This is a genomic window from Pleionea sp. CnH1-48 (assembly GCF_024124665.1).
GTDB lineage: Bacteria > Pseudomonadota > Gammaproteobacteria > Enterobacterales > Kangiellaceae > JAMXSB01.
On the sequence record NZ_JAMXSB010000018.1, the window covers coordinates 1 to 24,475 of the forward strand.

At 41.1% G+C, this 24,475-nt stretch carries 19 protein-coding genes and 1 rRNA gene; 10 read left to right on the forward strand and 10 right to left on the reverse strand.

Features of this window, described 5'->3' with window-relative positions:
• A 5S ribosomal RNA gene (gene rrf / locus NH399_RS22880) occupies nucleotides 1-88 on the forward strand; the annotation flags it as partial.
• 60 nt (nucleotides 89-148) lie between these two features.
• Here the strand turns inward: rrf and NH399_RS22885 are convergent.
• Nucleotides 149-733: a 2OG-Fe(II) oxygenase gene (locus tag NH399_RS22885; protein ID WP_253043553.1), complete on the reverse strand. Its 585-nt coding sequence runs from the start codon at nucleotides 731-733 to the stop codon at nucleotides 149-151.
• A gap of 271 nt (nucleotides 734-1,004) precedes the next feature.
• On the opposite strand from NH399_RS22885, the gene NH399_RS22890 reads away from it, so the two are divergent.
• Complete coding sequence (locus NH399_RS22890) at nucleotides 1,005-2,159, forward strand: serine hydrolase (protein WP_253043554.1); 1,155 nt, start codon at nucleotides 1,005-1,007, stop codon at nucleotides 2,157-2,159.
• 35 nt (nucleotides 2,160-2,194) lie between these two features.
• On the opposite strand, the gene NH399_RS22895 is transcribed toward NH399_RS22890, so the two are convergent.
• The 4 genes from NH399_RS22895 to hutC form a co-directional block, all read right to left on the reverse strand.
• Nucleotides 2,195-3,322, reverse strand: coding sequence for a bifunctional chorismate mutase/prephenate dehydratase (locus NH399_RS22895; protein WP_253043555.1), 1,128 nt, complete (start codon nucleotides 3,320-3,322; stop codon nucleotides 2,195-2,197).
• Nucleotides 3,323-3,832: 510 nt separating this feature from the next.
• Nucleotides 3,833-5,365 carry a histidine ammonia-lyase gene (hutH, locus tag NH399_RS22900; RefSeq protein ID WP_253043557.1) on the reverse strand — a complete coding sequence of 511 codons (1,533 nt, stop codon included), beginning with the start codon at nucleotides 5,363-5,365 and terminating at the stop codon, nucleotides 3,833-3,835.
• A gap of 17 nt (nucleotides 5,366-5,382) precedes the next feature.
• Entirely contained in the window at nucleotides 5,383-7,056 is a 1,674-nt protein-coding gene (gene hutU, locus NH399_RS22905) for a urocanate hydratase (RefSeq protein WP_253043558.1), read from the reverse strand.
• Between the two features lie 116 nt (nucleotides 7,057-7,172).
• Nucleotides 7,173-7,886, reverse strand: a complete 714-nt coding sequence (gene hutC / locus NH399_RS22910) for a histidine utilization repressor (RefSeq protein ID WP_253043559.1) — start codon at nucleotides 7,884-7,886, stop codon at nucleotides 7,173-7,175.
• A gap of 98 nt (nucleotides 7,887-7,984) precedes the next feature.
• Here hutC and hutG point away from each other — a divergent pair, with 98 nt between their 5' ends.
• From hutG to NH399_RS22925, 3 genes are all read left to right on the forward strand, one after another.
• On the forward strand, nucleotides 7,985-9,181 hold the full coding sequence (hutG, locus tag NH399_RS22915; RefSeq protein ID WP_253043560.1) for an N-formylglutamate deformylase: 1,197 nt from the start codon (nucleotides 7,985-7,987) through the stop codon (nucleotides 9,179-9,181).
• 76 nt (nucleotides 9,182-9,257) lie between these two features.
• Nucleotides 9,258-10,496 (forward strand): HD-GYP domain-containing protein, encoded by a 1,239-nt coding sequence (locus NH399_RS22920; RefSeq protein ID WP_253043562.1) that lies wholly within the window; start codon nucleotides 9,258-9,260, stop codon nucleotides 10,494-10,496.
• A 31-nt stretch (nucleotides 10,497-10,527) separates the two neighbouring features.
• Nucleotides 10,528-11,064 carry a hypothetical protein gene (locus NH399_RS22925; RefSeq protein ID WP_253043563.1) on the forward strand — a complete coding sequence of 179 codons (537 nt, stop codon included), beginning with the start codon at nucleotides 10,528-10,530 and terminating at the stop codon, nucleotides 11,062-11,064.
• A gap of 64 nt (nucleotides 11,065-11,128) precedes the next feature.
• Here the strand turns inward: NH399_RS22925 and NH399_RS22930 are convergent, their stop codons facing one another.
• Entirely contained in the window at nucleotides 11,129-13,150 is a 2,022-nt protein-coding gene (locus NH399_RS22930) for a phosphatidylinositol-specific phospholipase C domain-containing protein (protein ID WP_253043564.1), read from the reverse strand.
• Between the two features lie 227 nt (nucleotides 13,151-13,377).
• Nucleotides 13,378-15,882 carry an RICIN domain-containing protein gene (locus tag NH399_RS22935; RefSeq protein WP_253043565.1) on the reverse strand — a complete coding sequence of 835 codons (2,505 nt, stop codon included), beginning with the start codon at nucleotides 15,880-15,882 and terminating at the stop codon, nucleotides 13,378-13,380.
• 482 nt (nucleotides 15,883-16,364) lie between these two features.
• Here NH399_RS22935 and NH399_RS22940 point away from each other — a divergent pair, with 482 nt between their 5' ends.
• Nucleotides 16,365-16,898, forward strand: coding sequence for an antiterminator Q family protein (locus tag NH399_RS22940; RefSeq protein WP_253043567.1), 534 nt, complete (start codon nucleotides 16,365-16,367; stop codon nucleotides 16,896-16,898).
• A complete protein-coding gene (locus NH399_RS22945; protein WP_253043568.1) occupies nucleotides 16,873-19,611 on the forward strand; it encodes a serine/threonine-protein kinase in 2,739 nt (912 codons plus the stop codon). Before NH399_RS22940 ends, NH399_RS22945 begins: the two co-directional genes overlap by 26 nt.
• A 170-nt stretch (nucleotides 19,612-19,781) precedes the next feature.
• Here the strand turns inward: NH399_RS22945 and NH399_RS22950 are convergent, their stop codons facing one another.
• Nucleotides 19,782-20,057 carry a hypothetical protein gene (locus tag NH399_RS22950; protein WP_253043569.1) on the reverse strand — a complete coding sequence of 92 codons (276 nt, stop codon included), beginning with the start codon at nucleotides 20,055-20,057 and terminating at the stop codon, nucleotides 19,782-19,784.
• Nucleotides 20,058-20,255: 198 nt separating this feature from the next.
• Between NH399_RS22950 and NH399_RS22955 the strand changes: the two genes are divergently transcribed.
• Both NH399_RS22955 and NH399_RS22960 read left to right on the forward strand, forming a co-directional pair.
• Nucleotides 20,256-20,891 (forward strand): 2-hydroxychromene-2-carboxylate isomerase, encoded by a 636-nt coding sequence (locus NH399_RS22955; protein WP_253043570.1) that lies wholly within the window; start codon nucleotides 20,256-20,258, stop codon nucleotides 20,889-20,891.
• Nucleotides 20,892-20,909: 18 nt separating this feature from the next.
• Nucleotides 20,910-21,287: a PH domain-containing protein gene (locus NH399_RS22960; protein ID WP_253043572.1), complete on the forward strand. Its 378-nt coding sequence runs from the start codon at nucleotides 20,910-20,912 to the stop codon at nucleotides 21,285-21,287.
• Nucleotides 21,288-21,319: 32 nt separating this feature from the next.
• Here the strand turns inward: NH399_RS22960 and NH399_RS22965 are convergent, their stop codons facing one another.
• Together NH399_RS22965 and NH399_RS22970 are read right to left on the reverse strand one after the other, a co-directional pair.
• The gene (locus tag NH399_RS22965; protein ID WP_253043573.1) at nucleotides 21,320-22,189 is read right to left on the reverse strand and encodes a LysR substrate-binding domain-containing protein; all 870 of its coding nucleotides are present in this window, start codon (nucleotides 22,187-22,189) and stop codon (nucleotides 21,320-21,322) included.
• Nucleotides 22,190-22,400: 211 nt separating this feature from the next.
• Entirely contained in the window at nucleotides 22,401-23,606 is a 1,206-nt protein-coding gene (locus NH399_RS22970) for a GGDEF domain-containing protein (protein WP_253043574.1), read from the reverse strand.
• Nucleotides 23,607-23,846: 240 nt separating this feature from the next.
• Between NH399_RS22970 and NH399_RS22975 the strand changes: the two genes are divergently transcribed.
• The gene (locus tag NH399_RS22975) at nucleotides 23,847-24,296 is read left to right on the forward strand and encodes a hypothetical protein (RefSeq protein WP_253043576.1); all 450 of its coding nucleotides are present in this window, start codon (nucleotides 23,847-23,849) and stop codon (nucleotides 24,294-24,296) included.
• Nucleotides 24,297-24,475: the final 179 nt, after the last annotated feature.

Consider the following 24,475-nt stretch of genomic DNA (forward strand, 5'->3'; position numbering starts at 1 on the left):
CTGATCCCTTCTCGAACTCAGAAGTGAAAACGTTCAGCGCCGATGGTAGTGTGGGGCTTCCCCATGTGAGAGTAGGTCATCGCCAGGCTTTTATTTTAAACCCCAGCATCAATGATGTTGGGGTTTTCTTGTTTTAGAGTTTATGTTTTTAGCTATCTAAACGCTTTCCATTTCCCTCTTCATTTAAGCGATACATGACATCCGTTCGGATGATGTATTTAGTCCCAGAATATACTTCTTTCCCTTCGTGAATGATTGGATGCTGGAACAGCAAACCCATGCCTCTCTTTGGCGCAAAGCTGACCTCTGGCTCGACACAAAAAGAAGTTTCACCTCCTTTTTCTACTTCATTTAGATAGATTAGAAAGGTGTAATAACTGCGTTCTTTTGGATTGCGAATAAATGCGGCATCAGGGTGTGGTGCGAAGCGCATTCCTGGCTTATAACGGTAGTAACGAAAGAGTTCGTTAATACCACAGATAGATGCGCCATGTATTTCTGCTGGAAGTTTATCTTTGATGGATTGATAGATGCTTTTTGCGAGTTTCTGATCTTGTTTAAGTATGCGCTCATTGTTTCTTATAGAGGATTTATATTTCTCTCCGTAAGCAGTGAGGACAGGTGCCATTGTTGGATTATTCGATTCGATAAAATCGATATGATGATTGCATTCTTCTTGGCTGAAGATGTCATCGATAGTAAAAATATATGGACCGTTTCTATCCAGATTCATTGAAAGTTTCCTGTACTAGGTTGCTCTTTTTATTTCCGTTCCTTCGGAGACTGATATTGATCTTTCCGTAATCTGACTAACATTATAACGAAAATCAAAACTCAATATTTTGTTTTCTAGTGTGCTTTATATTAGAGCTTAACTCACTTCCAACAAGTAGTTTAAGGGGGCTTAAACCTAGTTGCTCTTGGTAGCCGACTATTTGACTTCCTTGATAAAAAAGGGAATGCTAATGCTGCAATATAGGTAAAATCTATGATTGGAGGCTAGCATGAAATACCAGGAGCGGTGCCATATTCTCTTATGCTCTTTCTTGAGTCTGATGCTTATCAGTTGTGGCTCAAATGAGAGTACTCCTCCTTATAGTTACAAGGAGCCTGCTCAAATAAATGATGGTTGGCAAACGGCACATCTAAATGAGCTAAATCTTGATGATGCGTTATTGTCACAGATGATGAATAACATCAATCAAAAAGTGCAGAATTTTAAGCATATTGACTCTGTACTCATTGCAAAGAATGGACGTCTGATTTTTCATGAAGAAGTTCGCACTCAGCTAGATTTTACAGACAACTGGGCGAGTAATCAGGATGTTAGTCTTCATGTTATGAATTCTGTCACCAAGAGCTTTGTGTCAGCTTTGGTTGGTATTGCCATTGAACAAGGGCATATAGCTAATGTTGATGTGATGGTTCACGACTATTTTCAGCATAAGTTTCCGGTTGCTAACTGGGATAATGAAAAAGCGGCAATAACACTTAAGAACTGGTTAACAATGCGGCATGGTTATGTATGGGACGAGTGGGATGTATCCTATTTTGAGCCTACTAATCTGAATGCTCAAATGAATGCTTCTGCAGATCCTATTCAGTTCTTGTTAGATCGACCAATGACTACCACGCCGGGAACAACGTTTGCGTATTCAACGGGGGTTTCTTTCGGTTTGGGCCGTCTCGTTCAACTGGCTACAGGACAGCCTCTAACAAGATTTATGGAGAACAACCTGTTGCGGCCTTTGGATATCAATAAATACACTGCTTGGTACTTAGATGGACAGATCCACACCGGGAGTGCACTTTATTTGACCACTCGTGATATGGCGAAGCTAGGGCAGCTTTATCTGAATAAGGGAGTTTGGAATGGTCAGCGTATTTTGTCTGAGTCCTGGGTAGATGAGTCGATTGTTAAGCACGTCGATAATGGGAATAGGGGATATGGATATCAGTGGTGGATGAGTGAATATCGAGTCGATGGTCGTATCTATGAAAGTTATAGCGCTCAAGGGTTAGGTGGACAGTACATTTTTGTTTATCCAGAATTGGATGCCATTGTCGCTTTTACTGGTAGTGCTTATACTGATGAAGAGCTATCACAACGTAATCTTCGACTTGTTTTGGAGCAGTATATATTGCCTGCGATCGAATAGTCGCAGGCACTTTTAAAACTTGTGAGCTCTTTTAATTATTCAAAAGCTTTGGGTAATGCACTGTTAGCATAGCAACCTAATATTTTTAAAAATTTACAATGTTTTTCTGCTGAGCTTAGCGCAGAAGAAATAGTTGGGTCTTCAATATGGCCGTCAATGTCAGCATAAAATAACTCTTCCCAAGGACGGTCAGGAATAGGTCTTGATTGAAGTTTTGTTAAACCAATATCATTTTGTTTTAAACAATTAAGTACGCTGACCAATGCTCCTGCTTGCTGACCCGTTGAAAAAACAATGGATACTTTTGCTGGAATTTCTGATGCTAACTTTTTTTCTTTTTTAGAAATTAAAATAAATCGAGTGAAGTTTTGTTGAGCATTAGATACATTTTTTTCTATGACTTTTAAGTTATAAAGTTCGGCAGCAAATTGGTTTGCCAGAGCTACAGTTTGGTTGTTACTTCGACTGATAACTTCTTCTAAAGCATTTGCACTACTCGAGCAGTATTCAACTTTAATATCTGGGTTTTTAATCAATAGTTCATTGCATTGTGCAATCGCTTGCGGATGCCCTAATATTGTCGTGATCGTTTCTTGAGCAGCGTCGGCTTGGCCGACCAGACAGTGTTTAATCTCAAGTATATCTTCTCCAATTATATAGATTCCGCTGCCTTGAAGTAGGTCGTAAACCTCTAATATTGCTCCAGAAGTTGTGTTTTCTATCGGTAAAATACCAATATCCATAACATCATCTTGAACGGACTTGAGGATTTCTTTAAAGCTTTTAAATCCAAAGGAAGAGATGGAGGCATTCTTATCAGAGAAATGTTTTAACATTGCTTGATGGCTATAGGAACCCTGATCTCCTAGATATCCAACACGATAATTTTTTTCTGGCTGACTGTGTTTTTCATCTTTCATTTGATATTGCATTCTTACCGAATGCTCGATAACCAAATCAAACAATTGATGAGTGAACTTTGGGTTGAGTCCTAAACGTTTACCGAGCGCAATCTTTTTTAATATGATTTCTTTTTCTCTTTCGAGATCGCGTGTAGGATGGCCTGCTTCAATTTTATGTTCTCCAACTTTTACACACAGCTCATGACGTTTTGCCAACAGCTCTAACACTTCGATATCTATGTGATCAATATTTTGGCGCAACTCATCGAGTTCTTTTGACGACAGCATTTTATCCCCCTAAAAAAAAACCTCCCGAGGGGAGGTTTTTTGAATTCAGCAGTTAACCTTCCCCATTTATTGTGGAATAAAATAAAAGAAAAAGAAGTTAACAAAAATAAAAGTTTTCATGCTTACAACTTAATAAGCTTAGAAAATAAAGTCAATAAAAAACCCGGCCGAAGCCGGGTCAACCATAACTGGAAGGAATATAACGTAATAACCAAGACTTGGAAAACCTTTAGAGATGAAAGAAATTGAGTACCAGCATAAGCTGAAATTGCCAACATCTTTTGGGGCTTCCGAAGTCAAGTATAGACTACGTTAATTGGAGATATATCTTTGGATAAAGTTGATCTGTTAACGTCGCTGAATCAAGCAATTAGCGGGCTCTATTGAGATTCTGAATCAGGTACTAGAAAAATAGGGTGATAAAAAATAATTTTTTTATTCGAAATAAGTATTAAAAAAGGCGGCAAATACGCCGCCTCGGGATTATTTGTCAAAAGAAGTTAATATTTTTGCTGCGTAGCCACAATAATCACCCTGAAGAATCTGATTCTGGATGGGGGAAATATCTTCTGACATATATCGATCTTTATCATAAAAGCTCACCGCACTACGAATATGCGCAAAAGCATTTTGTAGCTTGGGAGATGTTTTGAGCGGCGAGCGGAAGTCGAGACCCTGTGCCGCACAAAGCATTTCAACAGCGATAACACCGGCAGTGTTTTCGTTCATATCGGTTAATCTGCGAGCGGCAAAGGTCGCCATGCTCACGTGATCTTCCTGGTTGGCAGATGTTGGTAAGCTGTCGACAGAGCCGGGGTGAGCCAGAGTTTTATTTTCACTCGCTAACGCCGCAGCGGTAACCTGCGCGATCATAAAGCCTGAGTTAACACCACTATCATTCACAAGAAAAGCGGGCAAACCACTAAGATGTTTATCCATAAAGAGTGCGATGCGTCGTTCGGAGATAGCTCCGATTTCTGCAATCGCTACCGCCAGAGCATCTGCTACCAATGCTACTGGTTCTGCATGGAAGTTTCCGCCAGATAAAATGTCACCATCTTCACTGAAGACTAATGGGTTATCAGATACCGCGTTTGATTCCGTTAAAAGAACAGAGGCGGCATGTGCCATGTGATCAAGGCAAGCGCCCATAACCTGTGGCTGGCAACGCAATGAATAAGGATCTTGGACCTTGTCGCAATCTTTATGAGATTGATTGATTTCGCTACCTTCAAGCAACTCTCGATACAAAGCCGCTGTCTCGATTTGACCTTTGTGTCCACGTACAGCGTGAATGCGATGATCGAAAGGAACGACACTACCAAGCACTGCGTCAACACTTAGGCTTCCGGCTACCATGGCGGCAGCAAAGTTGTTTTCTGCTTCGAATAAACCTTTAAGGGCTAAAGCCGTCGATGCCTGTGTTCCGTTAAGTAACGCGAGGCCTTCTTTAGGAGCAAGCTCCATTGGTTCCATTTTTAGTTCGGCAAGCACTTCTGCTGCTGGGCGTTTGTCTCCCTTGTAATACAAGAAGCCTTCGCCTAATAAGACACCGCTCATGTGAGCAAGTGGTGCAAGGTCACCTGAGGCACCGACAGAACCTTTCTCGGGAATAGCTGGGTAAGCTTGAGCATTGAGCAAGTCGATTAAAAAATTAACTGTCGCTAGCTGAATACCTGAGTGTCCTTGTGACAAGCTGTTAATTTTTAACACCATCAACAGGCGAACTGTATCACCGTCTAAATCTTTGCCTACGCCCGCAGCGTGAGAAAGTACCAGAGACTTTTGCAGTAGTTGCAATTTTTCTTCAGGAATACGGGTCTGTGCTAACAATCCAAATCCAGTATTGATGCCGTAAACAGTTTGGTTTTTATCAATACAGTTTTGAACGGTTTTTGCAGACTGATGAATTTTATCAAGGCAGTCTTTATGCAAAGCAATGGTTAGATGATTTTCGTAAACGTTACGCAAATCAGAAAGAGTCAACTGACCAGGATTAATAACTAAAGTTTCCACGTTATTCTCCAGTACTATTATTCGGTAATCATGGGCAAGCGGAGGCCCTGTTTTTTGGCACAATCTTTAGCAATGTCGTAACCCGCATCGGCATGACGCATGACGCCAGTACCAGGATCGTTATACAACACGCGCTCAACCCGTTTAGCTGCTTCATCAGAGCCGTCACAGCAGATAACCACGCCTGAGTGTTGAGAGAAGCCCATGCCAACGCCACCACCATGATGTAGGCTCACCCAGGTTGCACCACCTGCAACGTTGAGCATGGCGTTGAGCAGAGGCCAATCCGATACGGCATCAGAGCCATCCATCATGCCTTCTGTTTCTCTATTGGGGCTGGCAACGGAACCAGAATCCAGGTGATCTCGACCAATAACAACCGGCGCTTTAAGTTCGCCATTTTTTACCATCTCGTTAAATGCTAAACCTAAGCGATGACGTTCACCTAAACCTACCCAACAGATACGAGCAGGTAAGCCCTGGAACTGGATTTTTTCTCGAGCCATGTCTAGCCAGTTGTGCAAGTGAGGATTATCAGGAATCAACTCTTTTACTTTTTGATCAGTTTTATAGATATCTTCTGGATCACCAGATAGTGCTGCCCAACGGAAAGGTCCTACACCTTCACAGAATAGTGGGCGAATGTAAGCTGGAACAAAACCGGGGAAATCAAAAGCGTTATCAACGCCTACTTCAAGAGCCATCTGGCGAATGTTGTTGCCATAGTCAAACGTTGGAATACCCATGGCGTGGAAATCAAGCATCGCTTTTACTTGCAATGCCATCGATGCTTTGGCTTCTGCAACGACTTTTTCTGGGTTGGATTGGCGTAGTTCTTCTGCTTGCTCAAGCGTCCAACCAACGGGCAGGTAGCCATTTAACGGATCGTGCGCACTGGTTTGGTCGGTTACCATATCAGGTTTGATATCGTGTTTTACCAGTTCAGGAAATACTTCTGCGGCGTTACCTAATAAGCCAACAGAGATGGCTTCGCCTTTCTCGCAAGCCTCGGTGATCATCTTGAGCGCTTCGTCCAGAGTGTAGGCTTTTTTATCCAGGTAGCGTGTTTCTAAACGCTTGTCGATGCGGGTCTCATCGCACTCAACGGCTAACATACAGGCTCCGGCCATTACTGCTGCCAGAGGTTGAGCACCACCCATGCCACCTAGTCCACCTGTTAAAATCCACTTGCCTTTTAATTCACCATCAAAGTGGGTTTTGCCAGCGGCAACAAAAGTTTCGTAAGTGCCTTGAACAATGCCCTGGCTACCAATGTAGATCCATGAGCCAGCGGTCATTTGACCGTACATCATTAACCCTTGCTTATCTAACTCGTTAAAGTGTTCCCAGTTAGCCCAGTGGGGGACGAGGTTTGAGTTAGCGATTAATACTCTGGGCGCATCGGCGTGAGTTTTAAAAACGCCTACTGGTTTACCGGATTGAACCAACAAGGTTTCATCTTCGTTGAGTGAGCGTAATGTTTCGACAATTTTGTCGTAGCATTGCCAGTCGCGTGCTGCACGCCCGATACCACCGTAAACCACCAAACCTTGAGGAATTTCGGCGACCTCTGGGTCTAGATTGTTCATAAGCATACGAAGAGGAGCTTCTGTCATCCAGCTTTTGGCTGTGAGTTCGACGCCGTGAGGGGCTTTAATGATGCGTTCTGCATCAAAACGAATATCTGTCATTGTTGTCACCTTTGGTTGAAGGTTTTTATTACGATGGTTCAAGTATACTGATTCTACTTGTATATACAAGGTGTTTGAGGTAAAAAAATCCCTATGAATATCATAGGGGATTAAAGCTAGTTATCTGGAGTAAATCGCGTACCAAGTCGATAGCGTTTGCCTGGATGGTAAAGCTTGGCAAAGCTCACAGCTTTCTCAAAACTCCAGGTGGTTCGCGTTAGAAGCAGAACGGCCTCGTCAGCTTCTAGATTAAGCAGGTTATTGATTTGTTTTTCGGCCACAATGGCTTCGATAAGATGCTCAGCTTCGGTGACCGGGGCTACTGAAGTTAAGTATTCATTCGGAGTTGTGGTTTTGAAGTCTTGCTTCAGGTAGTCTGCTGCTACGTTCGGATTTATAAAGCGTTCTTCAACCTGAATAGGCATATCATCCTGATAGTGGACAATAATTGAGTGAAAAAGGTTGGCGCCCTCTGGTAGCGAAAATAATTCTCGCATCTCAACACTGGCGGGTATTTCGCTCATTTCCATCATCGAAACACGATGTTCGTGTCCTTGCTCTTTAATTTCTGTTTTAATATTGCGTATAGCAAGTAGAGATGATTGATGCTTTTCTTCGGCGACAAACGAGCCTTTTCCGCGTATACGATAAAGAATGCCTTCAGAATTGAGTTCTTCAAGAGCACGGCGAGCGGTCATGCGGCTGACGCTGCATATTGAAACCAGTTCATTTTCAGAGGGAACTTGTTCGCCCGAAGTCCACTTGCCTTCGCGAATACCATCGAGAATGTAACGTTTGACCTTAAGGTAGCGTGATTCTGATTTTTGCATTTATAATGGTTGTATATACAGGGGTTAATTGAGAAGATCCTATATAACCATGGTGCATAGTGTCAATAAAAGATTAAGTTAAGTGTAGCGATAAAACAATGTCCGATATTCAATTTATTCAGTTAGTAGAGTCCTGTCAATTTCCCGAAAGTGATTTTGATCATGAGGCCCACGTTCGATTAGCCGCCAATTACTATTGGTTATCAGGTGAAGAGAAGGGGTTAGAGCAATGCGCTAAAGCCATCCAAAACTACGCCACCAGTATTGGAGCGCTAGAAAAGTATCACGCAACGGTAACCTATGCCAGCTATCGACTGGTGGTAGAAGTATTGGCTCGTCATCCTGAAGTAAAAAGCTGGCAAGAGGCAGAGCCTTTGCTACGTCCATTTATCCAGGATGGTTTAAAACTTATTAAAAACTATTATTCCGACTTTGCTTTGTACTCCGATATTGCTCGCACAGCGATGTTGTTACCTGACATAAAGCCTTTTGCGATTATTGATGGGGTAAGCCATAAAACATTTGAGTGGCAAGAAGGCAAGGTGCCCGTTTTGATCAGCATGCCACACAATGGTACCTGTGTTCCTGATTCCATTGCTGCGACCATGACTGATGCAGCTCACCCGGTCACTGATACCGATTGGTATTTGCGTCAGTTGTATGATTTTGCAGAGGAATTGGGGTGTTATTTGATTGCACCACTTTATTCTCGTTATGTGATTGATTTAAATCGACCATCTACCGGAGAATCTTTGTATCCGGGGGCGAATGTTACGGAGCTATGCCCAACCTCTACCTTTGCTCTGGAGCCTCTGTATCAAACTGGGAAGGCACCTGATGAACATGAGATTGAGTCTCGTATTCAGCACTACTGGCAACCGTATCATCAACAGTTGGAGTCGGGACTTAAGCAGATTAAAGAAAAGTTTGGGCACGCCATTTTATTTGAAGCACACTCCATTGCTTCTCAAGTGCCTCGATTTTTCGATGGGCAGTTACCGGATTTCAATTTAGGTACTAATGATGGCAACAGCTGTTCGGAGTCACTTCAACAGGCGTTAGAAGCGTTTTCGACGGATGCTTACTCAAAAGTGGTTAATGGGCGCTTCAAAGGTGGTTTTATTACACGCCACTACGGGCAACCTGAGCAAGGTATCCAAGCTGTGCAACTAGAACTGTCGCAAGCGACTTATATGGACGAGCCAACTCTAGCCTTTGATGCCGATAAAGCGAATCAGGTAAAAGAGACATTACGTCGTCTATTGCAACTATTAGTTGAACAAAATGGCGCATAATTTGCCACTTGTTGAAGTTATTGCATATTCTTAGATGGGAAAACCCTGCCATTTATCAAGGTAAGAGAGAGCTGCATTGAGCCATTTAAAACGCGTTAAAGTTCTTTGTGATCAGTTAGACGTTGGTATGTTTGTTTCTGATCTCGACCGTGAGTGGAGTGAAACAACGTTTTTGCTTCAGGGTTTTACTATCGAAAATCAGCAAGATATCGATGAAATTAAAAAGCAATGTCGATATGTGTTTGTCGATTTTGCTTCCGAAATAGACTATAAAACCTTCCGCCACAAAACAACTAAATCCACAACTCTTAAAAAGAAATTTGAAACGGATTTGCCCGCTCGAAACTTAACTATTCGAGAAGAGATGGGCAAGGCGAAACAAGCTCGTAATCAAGCCAGCACCGTGGTTAAAGGGGTGTTAGAGCGCATCATGTTGGGTGAAGATTTCGAGATTGCGACCGTTAAAGAATCCGTTAAGGAGTGTGTGCAAAGCATTTTGCGTAATGAAGATGCCATGCTCTTTATGACGTTGATAAAGAGTAAAGACGATTATACGGCTGAGCATTGCTTGAATGTTGGCATTGTGAGCATCGCGTTTTGCAAGTTCCTTGGATTTTCGCAAGAGCAGCTAGAAAACATTGGTCTTTGCGGAATGCTTCATGATATCGGCAAGATTAAGATTCCTGATGCCGTGTTAAATAAGCCTGGGCGTTTAACACAAGAAGAAGCGGCACTGATGCGAGAACACGCACGACTAGGTTATGAGATTTTGTTAAAGAAACCCGAAGTGCCTCCATCGGTTATTGATGTGACTTATACCCACCATGAACGTCTTAACGGACATGGTTATCCTCGTGGTTTGAAAGATGATCAAATCAGCGCTTTTTCTCGAATTATTGCTATCGTTGATACCTTTGATGCGATTACATCGAATCGTTGTTATGAGAAAGCACGCTCTATCATGGATGCCTATAAGGTCTTGATGGGCGGACGCAACTCTCACTTTGACGAGCATCTGGTGCCCAAATTTATTGAATGGAGGGGGATCTACCCTCCAGGGTCAATTGTTGAGATGGAAAACGGAGAAGTGGGCATCGTCCTGTCCACAAATCCCAAGTATAAATTGCGCCCGAAGGTGATGTTAGTGCTTGATGAACACAAAAAAGCTCGAAAAGAGCGAATTGTTGACCTGTCAAAGCTTGATTTAGACGCAGAAGCCCAAACATATCGAATTATTAAGGCGGTGCCGAACAAAGCTTATGGCATCAGTCTGCAAGAGTATGTCGATAAAGGTTTAAAAATTGACGCTGTTTGATTGTCTGGCAAGTAATAAAGTAGGTTAAGTCATGTCATTAGAATCCCATTTGGATAAATTGAAGCAAGTATTAAGTGCAGAAGATCTCGAAATCTTCGAATCCCTGAGCCGACGTATTAACGAAGTGGGGGGCAATTTACAGGCATTATCTAACCATGACAAAGAGCTGATCCAGGCAATGGAGCGTAAATATAATGATTCCATTCGAGAACAAGCTATTAACAATGTACAAGATGTTGTGCCCGAAGAGTTTCCGATGCTTAAAACGGAATTTGCGACTTACGTAAAAGATATGCTGTTAAGAGAGCTTGGAGATGAATTTGGTTCGATGAAAGCCGTTGTTTATCATGCTTTTGAAACCAAATGGATGCCCTCGGAGTTAAGAAACCCTGATGTCTGCGAGACACTATACGAACGCTTTTTTGCTGATATTGAGCAGGCTAATCAGTGGCGGGCGCAAATTCAGAATGAACAGGCCGATTTATCAAATAAACCAGTAGCCGTTGGTTTAGCCTGGTTTATGTACATCTTCCAGCTAAAGCAGTGGGTTGAGCAGTACGAAGCTTAATGACGGAAAGCTTATTGGCAATTCAGGCTATAGATTCTATAGCCTGAAATCTGTACTTGATGGATTACAATTGGTCTGCAACCCAATAACGCTCATTGAAGTCTATGCCTGAAGTCAAATTAGAATAGTTCACCCAAACATCTACGTTGTCACTGCCTTGAGCGTTTCGATCAATTCTCAATCGCTCGCTTTCATAACCATTTAAAGGAACAGCAAAGACAGAACCTGGGAATTCTGCTCCACAAACCGTCGGGCCCTCGTTAGCATGGCCTGTATTATTAGTAATTTTCCAATTAACAAGCCCATGGTGATCATAAGTTTTGCATGCAAATCGTTTTACTGCATCACAGTAATCATCCTTAAATTTACCATTAGCGCCATCGTCTTGATAGGCACAGCGGCTTCTAATAGGATTTAATTTAGGAAAGTTTTGTTCCCAACTCCAGACTTGAGCCGCTATAACAGAATCGTTCATTTCAAGAGGCTCTGGACCAATACCATTAAATCCGCATTTGACCATTTTGTCTACTAGAGCAGGAGAGAACTTTGGCTCTGGATCATCGAATACCGCTGGACCTCCATTAGTCGATTCATTATAAGCTCGAACAAACTGTTGCTGGATGCTTTGCGCAGTCCAGACTGTATTGTGCTTATCTTTGATAGTACATGTTGCCCAGTCAAGATCTGAGTTTTGATCTATCCATTGTCCGTTTTCTTTTTTTAATACAGAGATAGTATGAGGGAATCCTCCCATAAACGCATAGTCCCCCCAGTTCCCTAAGCAGACATTGGGATCTTGAGAGGCATTGTCAGCCAGGAGTACTATATTAGCCCCTGAGTTTCTTACTTGAGCTTTGGTGAGATCATTTGGAAAGGAGTTACAGTTACCGCTAGGGCGAGATGCATAAGTAACCGATTTATAAATCCGCGAGCCGAACCGTTGGTTCATCATGCCTATAGCATGATCTAAATTGGAAACAGAAATATCAGTATCCCAAAAAACGATTAACACTTCGTCGGGGTTTTGTTCAATAAAGTCCTTAATTTCATCCAGAGCAGAAGATAATGACCGTTCTGCACCTAACTGGCAAGCTACTCCACCAAATTGTCCGTCATGGCAAATATAAGGTTCTATTCTTTGTCCGAAGTTATTTTTGTCATGTACATCGAGTTCTATTGCTCTAATTCCTGAGCGTAGCTGATTAAAAATAGTTAAGTGCTGGTTTGGAGTATAGTTAGTACCAGTGCTGGAATAAGCTGATGAAATTGCTGAGTTATGAGTAAGAGGAAATACTGCTTTTGAAAAAGGTGCGTTTTTATCAATGGAGTTTTGCAGCCTTAGTGCTGCATATTGCCAACTCTCAAAGTTTGTTCCGTAGGCAATTTCTCCATCGATAAGGCCTATGGCATCTTTTTTAATAACCCATTTATCTTCCTCTAATGGAGGCCCCCAATTCCAAGAGGCTGCGAAAAGGCCGAGGTTAAAGCCATCGTTATTTGGAGGAACCTGATTCCATACGCTGCCGTTATAACTTCCTCCACTGTTTGAATCATCCCAGACCCATTGAGAATTTGCGGGTTCGAGTAAGCTATCTTTAACGCAGCGAACTTCATCCCATTGTGGCCAATCGTAACCACCATTCCCAAAAGAAAAACTAGAATTAGCCATGTGGCCTATGCATTTATAGCCAGCTGGTGGAATTGGCTTCCATAATGAACCATCATGATTCCCTCCTGTGTTGGTGTCTTTCCAGCGAAAAGCATAGCCTAAGGGAGGTGCTAATAATCCGTCGTTATTATCTTTTACTAAATAGCCTGAGCCTGGTTTGTCATTATGCCCCTGTGTGGCCATATGCCCTAAATAGTAATAACCGGGAGGAAACTTAAATTTATTGATTCTCCAGATGGCTAAGTTGTGAGAGGCACCCGTTCCGCTATCGTCATAAACTTTTTCTATGTGATCGTGCACTCTTATTATTTCAAGTTTTGGTTCTTGGTTGGCCAGCAAAGGTTTTGAAACATCGAAGAGTACCGCGGCTGAAAATAACAGCAAAAGCTTAATTTTTTTATCGACTGAAGGTTCCATAGTCAGTTCCTGTTCATTAATGTGTCAATTAAGTTATCGCGAGCCAGATTTAACGAGCTCTAAATATAGGTAACGAGAAAAGACTGTGTAAGACATCAAAGAATATTTACCTTTGACAGTGAACTTGCAGAGATATTTAGTCGTGGCTTATGTTTTGTGGATCTTTTTTTAGCTGCTAACGGTGGCTTAACGAAATTCCGTTAAGCCACCGTTGTTGATGGTGTTATTTATAATTCATTGATATAAAAGGTTTGATTATTTCCTCCTTGGCAAGCGTTCTGTGAAATATTATTGTTTGATGAATCACTGCTCATGCATTGATCTTGATTGAAAACCTGCTGTGGCTTGAGGACATAAGCGCCATCTTGCTGCACTTCCAGTTTCCAAGCTTGATTGGCTTGATAGCCACTCGAACAGCTAAACAACTGTATGTTGGCACCACTGTCGCTGGAAGCATTAAAGACATCCAGGCACTTGCCACTTTGCTTGCCTCTTATTTTGTAAACGGCTTGACCATGATCATCATATTCTTTTTTGAAGTTCCATCTTTGGTTGTCAGATCTTTGACAGGGATAGCGTTGAACATTTGAGTTATTGCTGGTCGAACCTCCAGCAACATCAAGGCAATCTCCAAAGCCAACCGATTTGATTTCATAATCTTTATTGAAGTCAATTAAGGGAGTGATGACCCATTTTTGATTGTTGCTTCCATGGCACGAGTGCTGAGATACGTTATTACTTGAAAGGCTTGCATCAACACATTGGTTTTCGTTGGTTGAATGCAGTGGCTTTAACATATAGGTTCGATCCGCTTGAACTTCTGCTCTGAATGCTTGATTTTCCTGCAGTCCTGGAGTGCATGAGTATAGCTGTATATTGGCACCACTGGCGGTTGATGAATTGTAAACATCAAGACACTTATCACTTTGTACGCCTATGATTTGATAAACGGGTTCACCTTGGCTATCTCTTTTAAGATTAAACTTGAATGCTTGATTTAACTGATTGTGACAACCAAATGTTTGCACATTCGCGCCAGAATCGGTCGATGCATTTTCTATATCAAGACATTGTTGATCGTGTACTGATTGTATCTTATAAGAGATATTCTCGACTAAGTTGAAACTGACTGGAATGACTGAAAACGTTTCGACGTTCGTGTCACTACATCCTGTGATAATTAGATTGTTGCCATTGCTTCCAACACAAGCGTTAGCGCTGTTTATGCTTTTCAGCTTGACTAAACCATCGGTCAGGATCTCAAACTGAAACTTTTGTCTTGGGCCATCGTGGCAGTCGAATATTTGCAAATCGTTGTTATCGCCAATGTCGATACATTTTCCAGTGCTGAGAGATTCTAGTGCGAAGGCATTGGTTTTGCTGTCAAAAGAAACAGGGTCCCAAATTAAGTTGCTATCATTGGCATCGCAGCTGCCTGCTCGTTTGCTGACATTGGTGTGATTCGCTGAGTTGCCTCCCTCCACATTGATACAACCTGTTTGATTGAATTGAGTGCTCTGCAACATGTAATGGTCGTCTCGTGAAAGAAGTGCTGGCATGGCCGATACTTTTCCACCATCACGAATTAAGGAGTCGACATTGGAAGGCAGAGGCGTTCCATTAGTGTCTTCAAGTTCGTATTCGCCAATATTAAAGGAAGTTTGCTTAAGAAGAAAGGGCCCAGAGGAAACCTTGACAATAACTTTTCCTTCAAGTCCTGCTTCACGTGTACCCCAGTGGGCATTGCCATACTCTTTTATCCAGTCGATCGTCGAGTATTCTGATGCGTTGATATCTGTGCCTCCCCAATTAATTCCCTGTACATTGTTCCAAGTGTCCCAGGCATGTCCTTTTTTAGTAATATCTGGGGTTAGTATTGTGAGATCAATATCTGCAATCCCCGCCTGATTTACTATATTCTTTTTAGCAGTGACAACAAAATTTTTTTTATCGCTCAGGTGAGTTCCATGTCCGCCGAGTGCTGAATAGATAACTGCATGGGTTTCTGAAACTTTTTCGACAGTTGTCCATTCAGTTTCTTGATATTCACCGTGGGCTCCCGTCACCACTGAGATTGGTTTACCTTTATAGAGCCGAACAGCAAAATACTCTGTATCTGTTACATGATTTCCTAGTGGATTCTCTGTATTGACTGTGAAGTGAATACTAAGCGGAAAGAAGTATGAAGATTGAGACGTCGATTCACAAATCCAATCGCTTGCTGGCTGAGTATTGTCAACATCTACAATTGGATGAAATGGGTCCACAATATGAGGATTTATGAACCAACCTTTGAAGTTAAAAGAGACGTCACAAGCAGATTTTCCACCATTATAAGGGTAAAATGTGGCATAAATAATATCAGTAAAGTCGCCTCGTTTTCTTACATAAGCATAGATTGGGGCTTCTGATAAATTAGTGTTTCCAAATAAGAATGGAGGAGTGGGGTTATTGAAATCGCCTACTTGTGCTGCAGTATAAAGATCAATATTGCTCGAATATTTATGAGCTCCGGTAGGATCGACGGCATTAAGAAAGAACTCAGTGCTTGATGGAAAAAATTTTTCATCTGGGTGCAGCCAGATTTTAGGCGCGTATCTTTCTACTAGTTCTCTTTCCTCATTGGTGAAAGGTGTTGCTTCTAGTTTAATCGAATATACTAAGCAAATTCCTAACGTAAGTAGTAAGTGAATAGCATTGATCACTCTGATTTTCTCTTTAAGTAATATCATATCTTCACCTTTAAACTGTATTGGCTATTGCTCAATGGCCCAAGCATATACAAGGCGTCAGTCACTGTTATATGCCTGTGATATTGTGTGTTAAAAATGCTGACGTTTTCAGCATCCAATGCCAATGAAAATAGACCTTTTTGTGGCTTTGGTTTCATGTGTTTTTGTAATTGAGACTTAGATAGTTATGTTTTCATTCATGCCTCCGTTGAAGAGTTTTGAGATTTACAGTTTTTATTTATCTCAATAACAGGTAACGAAAATTGACATTCCAACACATCAAACTGTTCAGCACTTTTTTCTATGGTTTAACTAACTATTTGAAACAAATGGAGTTTATAAAAACATTGTGGAAGATTGGTTTCTAGGATTTATCCGCATTCTCTTTGTGTGATTGGGTTGGGTGAAATTTATATGTAACACTCTTGATTTTTCTATCTCTAAATGGTTATAACTAACACTCTGGTGTTATAGGAGGGGGTATGGAGACAGTCGGTTTTTCTGAAGTGAACGATGTACTTTACGGTGAGCTTAAGCAGTGTGCTCGTCGGCTATTAAAAGGGAATCATCAAGCTTTTTTTACAACAGAGCTGGTTCATGAAGCCATGGCTAAAATCATTAAAAGTGATCCTTGTATTAATGACAAACGACATCTAGTTCTTATGGCCGCTAAAACAATGAGGTGGATTGTGGTAGAGGAAATACGAGCGAAAGTGGCGAAGAAACGAGAGGGAGGAAATCGTCTTACGCACTGGTATGATGAGCGGATAGGAAACTGGGCTGAGTTAGAAAACATTATCCACATAGATCGTGTTCTTAACCAACTCCAGAGTGTTAGTGAGCGTTCTGTTAATATCATTGAGCTGTATTACTTTTCTGGTTACTCACAAAAAGAAATTGCCGATATTCTTAGTCTCAGCATTCCCACTATTCAAAGAGATTTAAAGTTTTCAAGGGATTTTTTAATGGCATCAATTAGATCTATCGAAAATGAAAACTCCGCAATCTCGTACTGAGTTTGTTGAGCTTAAGCGGCTCTACCTTCAGTGTTGTGATTTACCTTCTCATAAGAGAGAGGATTTTCTTTCGCAGCAAAATCTATCTGCCGAACATATTTTGTATCTTAAGAATATGTTCAATGTATGTGATGAAGAAACAAGCTGGAAATATGAAATCACTCAACAGGCCCAAGAAGCTATCAGTCAATTAGAAGTAGGCGAGTATCTTAGTGTTTACCGTATTGTCAGAATGATTGGAAGAGGCGGTATGGGCTTGGTTTATGAGGCAGAAAGGTGTGATGAGCATTACACACAGCGAGTCGCTATTAAAGTTCTTAGCGCCGTAGACTCTCTACAGCATGTTGAGTTATTTCACAATGAACGTCAGTATTTAGCTACACTGAATCACCCATGTATTGCATCTCTAATTGATGGGGGGACATGTACCGACGGTTCTCCTTATCTGGTAATGGAGTATGTTGAAGGCAGCTCTATTGATGTCTATTGTAAAGAAAACAACCTTTCACATTCGGAGGCCATTGAGCTTTTCTTACAGGTTTGTTCTGCTGTCGAGTATGCTCATCGACATCATATTATTCACTGTGATTTGAAGCCATCAAATATATTAGTGACGAAGGATGGATGGGTAAAACTTATTGACTTTGGAATATCCTACAATATTTCTGGCATAGAGTTTAATACTAAGGCTTTTACTAAGGAGTATGCTAGTCCAGAGCAAGCAGCTGGGAAGACAATTAATCTGGTAACCGATATATTTAGTTTAGGCAAAGTGTTGCAAGAGTTAATCTCTCATGCTCCCAGAGCATCAACATTTCTTTATCATGCTGACATAAGCAATATTATTAAGAAAGCAACAGACGAAAGTCTAGATGTTCGTTATCAATCAGTCGAGTTGATGAAAAGAGATTTACGTAACTACCTCACCGCGAGGCCCGTTACTGCAACTCGTTATCGGCCAGGATATGTTTTTTCACTGTTCTGGCGTCGTTATCCTGGGCGAACAGTTTTGGCAATCTCCTTAATGTTAAGCATTTCTGTCGCTGTTGCTGGAAGTATTAAACTTAATATTAAATTAAAGCAGGAGCGTGATAGAGCTGTTATTGCCGAGCATGATGCTGAAAGTAAATCCAGTTCCTTACAGCATACTGTTGAAATACTTTCTAGTTTATTAACGGGAATACAGCCTGACAACCTCAAGTCTAAGACTATTAGCATTGATTTTCTAATCAGTAATATAGTCAAAGCAGTGGATGAAACACCCAATATCGAGCCGCTTGCAGAGTATCAGGTTTATAACTCTCTCGCACAGCTATGCTTCAATGTTGGAAGATTGAAAGATGCTCTCAAATACTATAGAAAAGCATTAAACATCTCTAAAAATAAATCCCAACTACCATCATCTAATTATGTTTCTTCGACTTTTAGAGTTGTTGAAGTATTGCGGACACTAGGCCATTTAAAAGATGCTGAGCAAGAACTAGAAAACATGATGCTTTCTCGTCATGGCGAGTTATCAGAGGAGCAAAAAGCCGAAGCAAACAACTTGATGGGAACTCTATTATTACGTCAAGGCTTACCTGAAGAGGGGCTGATGTATCTGGAAGCCGCTGAGAAATTTTGGGCCGGAAAGAATAACATCGAACAAATGATTTATATTGGAAATAATATAGCGGCTGCCTATTATGATTTGGGCAGATTTGAAGATGCCTATAAAACTCATTCTCGAGTTCTACAGCAAAAGCAGTATTTTTTCGGTGAGCTTCATTCGAGTACTATGCTGAGTGTTAATGGAGTGGCTCATTCATTGTCAAAGCTAGGAGAATACACTCGAGCGAGAACTTATTTTTATCGTGCTTTAAGTGTTGGAAATTCTATTTTAGATAAGGACCATCCTGTCTTAGTGACTGTTATTAGACAGCTTGCTAAATTGGAATCAGAACTAGGGCGTTATAAACAGGCAAAAAGCATCTTGAATGATGCTCTTAACAATATGGATGATGCTTCTATTATGCGAAGCCATTTAAGGGCTGATCTGGGTCTGATCGAGGCATCTTTTGGTTTTTGGGAGGAAGGCCAAGTTCTGTTAGAGCAAGCACTCCAGGAGCTAGGTAAGGAGTATGGCCCATCTTCAGCTCGAACTTTGTTGTATCGCGGAACTTTAGCCGAAATATATTGGCGATCAGGTAAGCGAGAACTTGGTAAATCTATGCTAGAGCTTGCGGAGTTACAGAATAAACAAATGTTTGGCGAAGATGATTACGGTTTAGGAGGGATCTATATTCGAAGAGCTAGGACGGCTCTATACGATGGCAACTGGGAGCAAGCCAGGCTTTTTATAGATAAGTCAGAGATTCTGCTTGATAAGTACTTTAAACCCAAACACTCAACTCAAATACATCTTTTGCTAGTCAAAGCTAATTTAGCTGAGAAGCAGCTTGATTGGAAACTTGCCCAAAAATATTATCAGGAGCTTGAGCTACGTATGGAAGGATTTCCACCATCATCTATATGGAGGCGATTACTAACCGTATATAGTGCTCAGGTAAAGTGGATGACTACTGACAATCAGTTAGCACTGGAGTCGCTAAAAGAAAGCTACCTGAAAATTCGCGAGGATTTAGGGGAGAAGATGATGTTTAGTGCAGATTTAAGCGCGGTTGCTAAAATGCTGCAACTGAACAGTTTTTCGACATCAAAAGAAAAGCGCTAGTAACATAATCAATAAAACGGCAATAATGGCCATAAATGGTTCCTTTTTTAATCTTTATATCTAATGGACACTAGAGATTGTACTGAATACATCTCTAGTTGCCACCCCAAAACATTAAATAAATGTTTCTGCGGTTATTTTGTATGCTTGTCGAGTTGTTGTTTCGAATGTTACTTGTCTCGAGCGCTTTTCTCTTTTAGTTGTTCTTCGGTCACCGGATCTTTCAGACTTTCTAATGGATCTGGATTACTTGCCTGACAAGTTTCCTGATAACTCCTGCTTGATTCGCCCTTAGAGTCTATTGAAACACTCCATGAGTGATTGACTTCACCAACACAGTCGCCTGAGTAGTAGTTGTTGAGAGGATCTCTTTCAGCTTGATGAGCACAAGCGCTAAGCCCTAGTAGAGTCATTAGGGTAAAAGAAACTGATTTTACATTTTGCATAGGAGCTTCCTTATTTTGTGTCGCTCTTTTGACAAGGACTGATCGCCAGTGTTCCTTACTTTGTAAACTATCATGATTATTATCAGGCGGCCAAATCTGACATGGATAGAACGGGAAATTTTATTTTGAGATATTGTGTTGGTTGAAGTAATCAGCTCGACTGACTTAAACTGACAAAAAAGACCGATGAGCTAGTACATGAAAAAAATACAATGGTACTTCGACTTTCTTTCTCCTTTCGCTTATTTCCAGTTACAACAGTTTAATCAGTTACCTGCTGATGTTGAGGTGGAATTCAAACCTACCTTGTTAGCTGGTCTACTAAAACATTGGCAGCAAAAAGGTCCTGCTGAAATCCCACCCAAACGCGAGTTCACTTATCGCTATATACACTGGTTGGCTAAGCAACAAAATATTCCCTTCAAGATGCCACCAGAGCATCCTTTTCATCCACTAAAAACGTTACGACTCGCCATTGCTTGCCGTAGTTCTTATCAAAGTGTTCACGCTATTTTTGACTACTTGTGGAATGCTGGATACTCGCAAGACGATGCGACTCAATGGGAGCTACTTTGTCGTAAACTGGATGTGACAGATTGGCAACAAGCGGTTGCTTCAGACAACGTAAAACAGGAACTTCGCAGCAACACTGATGAAGCCATTGCTCGTCAGGTGTTTGGGGTGCCTACCTTTGTATGCGATGAAAAAATCTTTTGGGGATTTGATGCCTTCCCTATGTTGCTGGACTATTTGCAGAATGGTGATATGTTCGATGATGAAGAAAATGCCAGATTGGAGCAACTTCCTGAAGGTGTTCAACGCAAGATTGATTAATTGAAGATGGAGTGAGAAATGGGTTTTTTAAGTGGCTTAATGGGTAATGCTTCTGAGGTTGATTTAGAGAAACTTAGCGAAGACCTTAGCCCTATCTTGGGTGAGGGCGAAGCCATTACTATGGGGTATAAGGTTGTTAGAGATATGTTTGTTTTTACCAACAAACGTATGATTTTGATCGATAAACAGGGGATGACTGGTAAGAAAACGGAGTATCTTTCTATTCCTTATAAGTCCATTACCTCGTTTTCTGTCGAAACCGCTGGGCACTTTGACATGGAAGCCGAACTGATTGTATGGATTTCGGGACGCTCGGAACCTATTATGCGTGAGTTGAAAAAAGGTACCGATGTCGTTGGTATTCAAAAAATGATCGCAACTTATGCTTTGAAGTAATCTCTATTCTGAATTACTGTTGGCGAACTTTCTCAATGCATCTGTTTTAGAGCTTGTCCTAGTTGATGGATAAGTTCTTTTTTAGGGTTAATGGTTCGCCAAACTAAGGCTATATGGCGTGAAGGCTTAGGATCGTCGAAATTGATATACGCTAGATTATCATTGTCTTTTTTGGCTATAGATGGAATTAATGTGATCCCTGAGCCCGCTGCAACCATCGCTCTTAATGTTTCCATTGAGGTTGCTCTAAAGTCTTCTTCGTCACTATCTACCTGTTTGCAAATATCCAGTGCCTGGGAGCGAAGGCAATGACCTTCTGTTAATAGTAATAACTTTTGTTGTTCTAATTCTTTTAGTTGAATGCTTGCTTTAGATGATAGAGGATGCTCTGTGGGAACCGCTAACAAAAAATCATCCTCAAATAGTTCTATGTTTTCAAACTGGTCATCATTGACAGGGAGGGCTAGTATTGCGCAGTCAAGTTCTCCATTTGCCAGTTGCTCTAATAACACTTCGGTTTTTTCTTCCACTAAGAGTAACTTTAACAAGGGATATTCTTTTTTGATAAAAGAGACATAGCTTGGCAGCAGATAACTTGCAACGGTTGGAAATGCTCCCATCTTCAAAGTGCCTTTTTGTGGTTCTTTTGAGCTCTCTGCCACACGGTTTATCTGTTCTACCTCAGCCAATATGCGGCGAGCAGAGGCTATGATTTTCTCTCCATTATCCGTTATGAGAACTTTTTTATTGGTGCGCTCAAAAAGTTCCACATCGAGATATTGTTCCATTTTTTTTAACTGAGTCGACAGTGTTGGTTGACTCACATGACACTGTTCTGCTGCCTGGCTGAAGCTTTTTAAATCGGCAACGGCCACTAAGTATTTTAAATCTCTAAGATTCATATTTTCGTCTTCATTGATTGTATCTATTAGTCACATAGATTCTGTCAATAGTAGGGTGAGCTTTATAGATAAATTTAAACATGACACGGATTTATGGTGCAAGGTATTGCTCGACACTAATTGTATTTATTTTCGTTGACTAATAGAGTCGCAAAGAATCATTGTGTTACAGACAGGTGAAGCTCATTGGGTAATAGAAGATACTCGAGTGTTAGGAGTAGGTTCCATATAAGGCAATTTGGTTTCGACCATGTTGTTTTGCGTGATATAAGGCTTCATCAGCCTGTTTGATGCTACGAGAAAGCGATTCGCCAGCCTTTGCAATACCGATGCTGACGGTGAGATGAAGGGGAGTATGCTGGCAGGTGATCGGGCTATTCTCTATTCCTTCACGAATACGATCTGCAATGACTAATGTTAAATTTTCTGGTATGTTGGGAAAGTAAACGACAAATTCTTCTCCACCATAACGACCAATTGTGTCGGTGCTACGTAAATTACTTTGAACCAGCTCAACAATATGGCGCAGAGCTTTATCTCCTATCAAATGACCGTGTTGATCATTAATCTTTTTAAAATAATCAATATCAATGATGAGTAAGTAACCCTGTGCAGTTTCATCATGACGTTTGATTTGTCGTTTTAAAGATTCAAATAATGCTCGACGATTAAGAATACCCGTGAGGCCATCGATATTGGCTAGATACTGAAGTTGTTTGTTGCGCATACCGGATATAATCATCAATGCAGCATAAAAAAGTGCTGCGATACAAATAGCATGAGCCATTCTGATAAGTTGAGCGATGGTGTAGGTATTTAACGCCAGGTTTTGATCGTCAGGAAGAAAAAGTCCTGCCATTCTGAATAAATAGAGCAAGGTTAAAGTTAACAATATATACAGCAAAAATGCGACTTCATCTGGCAGCAATCCCTTTGGCGTTTTGAGGATCTGGTAAACAGTATAAAAACATAAAGAGGCTAAAAAAATACAGAGTATCGAAACTCTCCAAATAACATCCAGTCCGACCCAGTAAGCTGTCAGGTTAAAGCCAGTGCCAACAATAACCCAAATGATCAGCAAAGAAATATGTTGATTAAGATTGAGCGCTTTGAAGCATCCTTTCAAAATTAGAACATAAGCAATGAGGATGAGGGTGTTGGTCAGAAGCACTAGCAATTCAGAGGTTGATTGTTCTGGTTGAAAAACGGGAATGGAGTCACGCAAGAAAAATAGCAGAGCCGCAAGAAACCATTCTAATGTACCCGCCGTGGCCTTATTTTTTAGCCAAAAGTAGCCAGAAACGATAAGTAACTGGGACGAAATTAAAAAAAGAAGGGTGGTTATGGTGTCATTATCATACATCGAACATGCTCTGGTGATAGCGCTGATATCACATTGATTTACGTCAGCCAGCAATGGCGCTACCCTGAAGAATCCATTTATGTATAACTAAAACTGGATAAAAAATCAACAAAGTAAGACTTGGTGGTTAGTCTACTCGTGGGGCCTTTGTTTAGTGTCTGCTAGCATTGGGTTGCTGCAGTGCGATGTGGCCTTTTGTCATTGATTTAGGGCAATTGAGAGGTTTTTTCTTTACTCTTGATAGGGCCCATATAATATTGGACGGTTAGCAACTGTAAGTTCAGGAAACTTGGTATGAAATATGTTTTAGGCGTCATTGCCGGGCTAGTCGGGTATTTTTTCTGGTTCGAGCCTTTATTTATTAATAATGGAGAAGAGTCTCATCCGCGCATGGCTTTGTATAACGCGTCTCAGACCAATGAGGTGATTAAGGCCATGTCAGAGCAGGCGAAGCAAGATTCAGCGAAAGGAAAAGAATCCGGTAAAAACTTTATTGCTACGTTAAAAGACAAAGATTTTAGTGATCCAGACGTGCAAAAAGCCTTGTATCAGGCAACGAAACAGTTGTGTGAGAATCCTGCTTTTAGCCAAAGGTTTGAATTGTCGACAGAGCAATGTATCGAGCGAACCATGGCTTACTATAAGAAGTGCGAAAATTCTTTATTGGATGACATGATGACCATTATGTTAAACCCTGATGCCGTGATAGAAAACGGAGTTGGTGCACTTAAATGCCAAGCCTAGTTGTTAATTATTAGTCTTTAGAGGCTGTTTTTTTTCGGCAGTCTCTATATCCCTCTTTTTCATATTGGTACTCCCTTCAAGAATTGAGATAAACCTCTCAGCTTATTATATATTGCGAAATTTCTGCGCTAAATTAGAGTCCTTTGCACAAAAACAGCTATTCTTTTTCTATCAACATG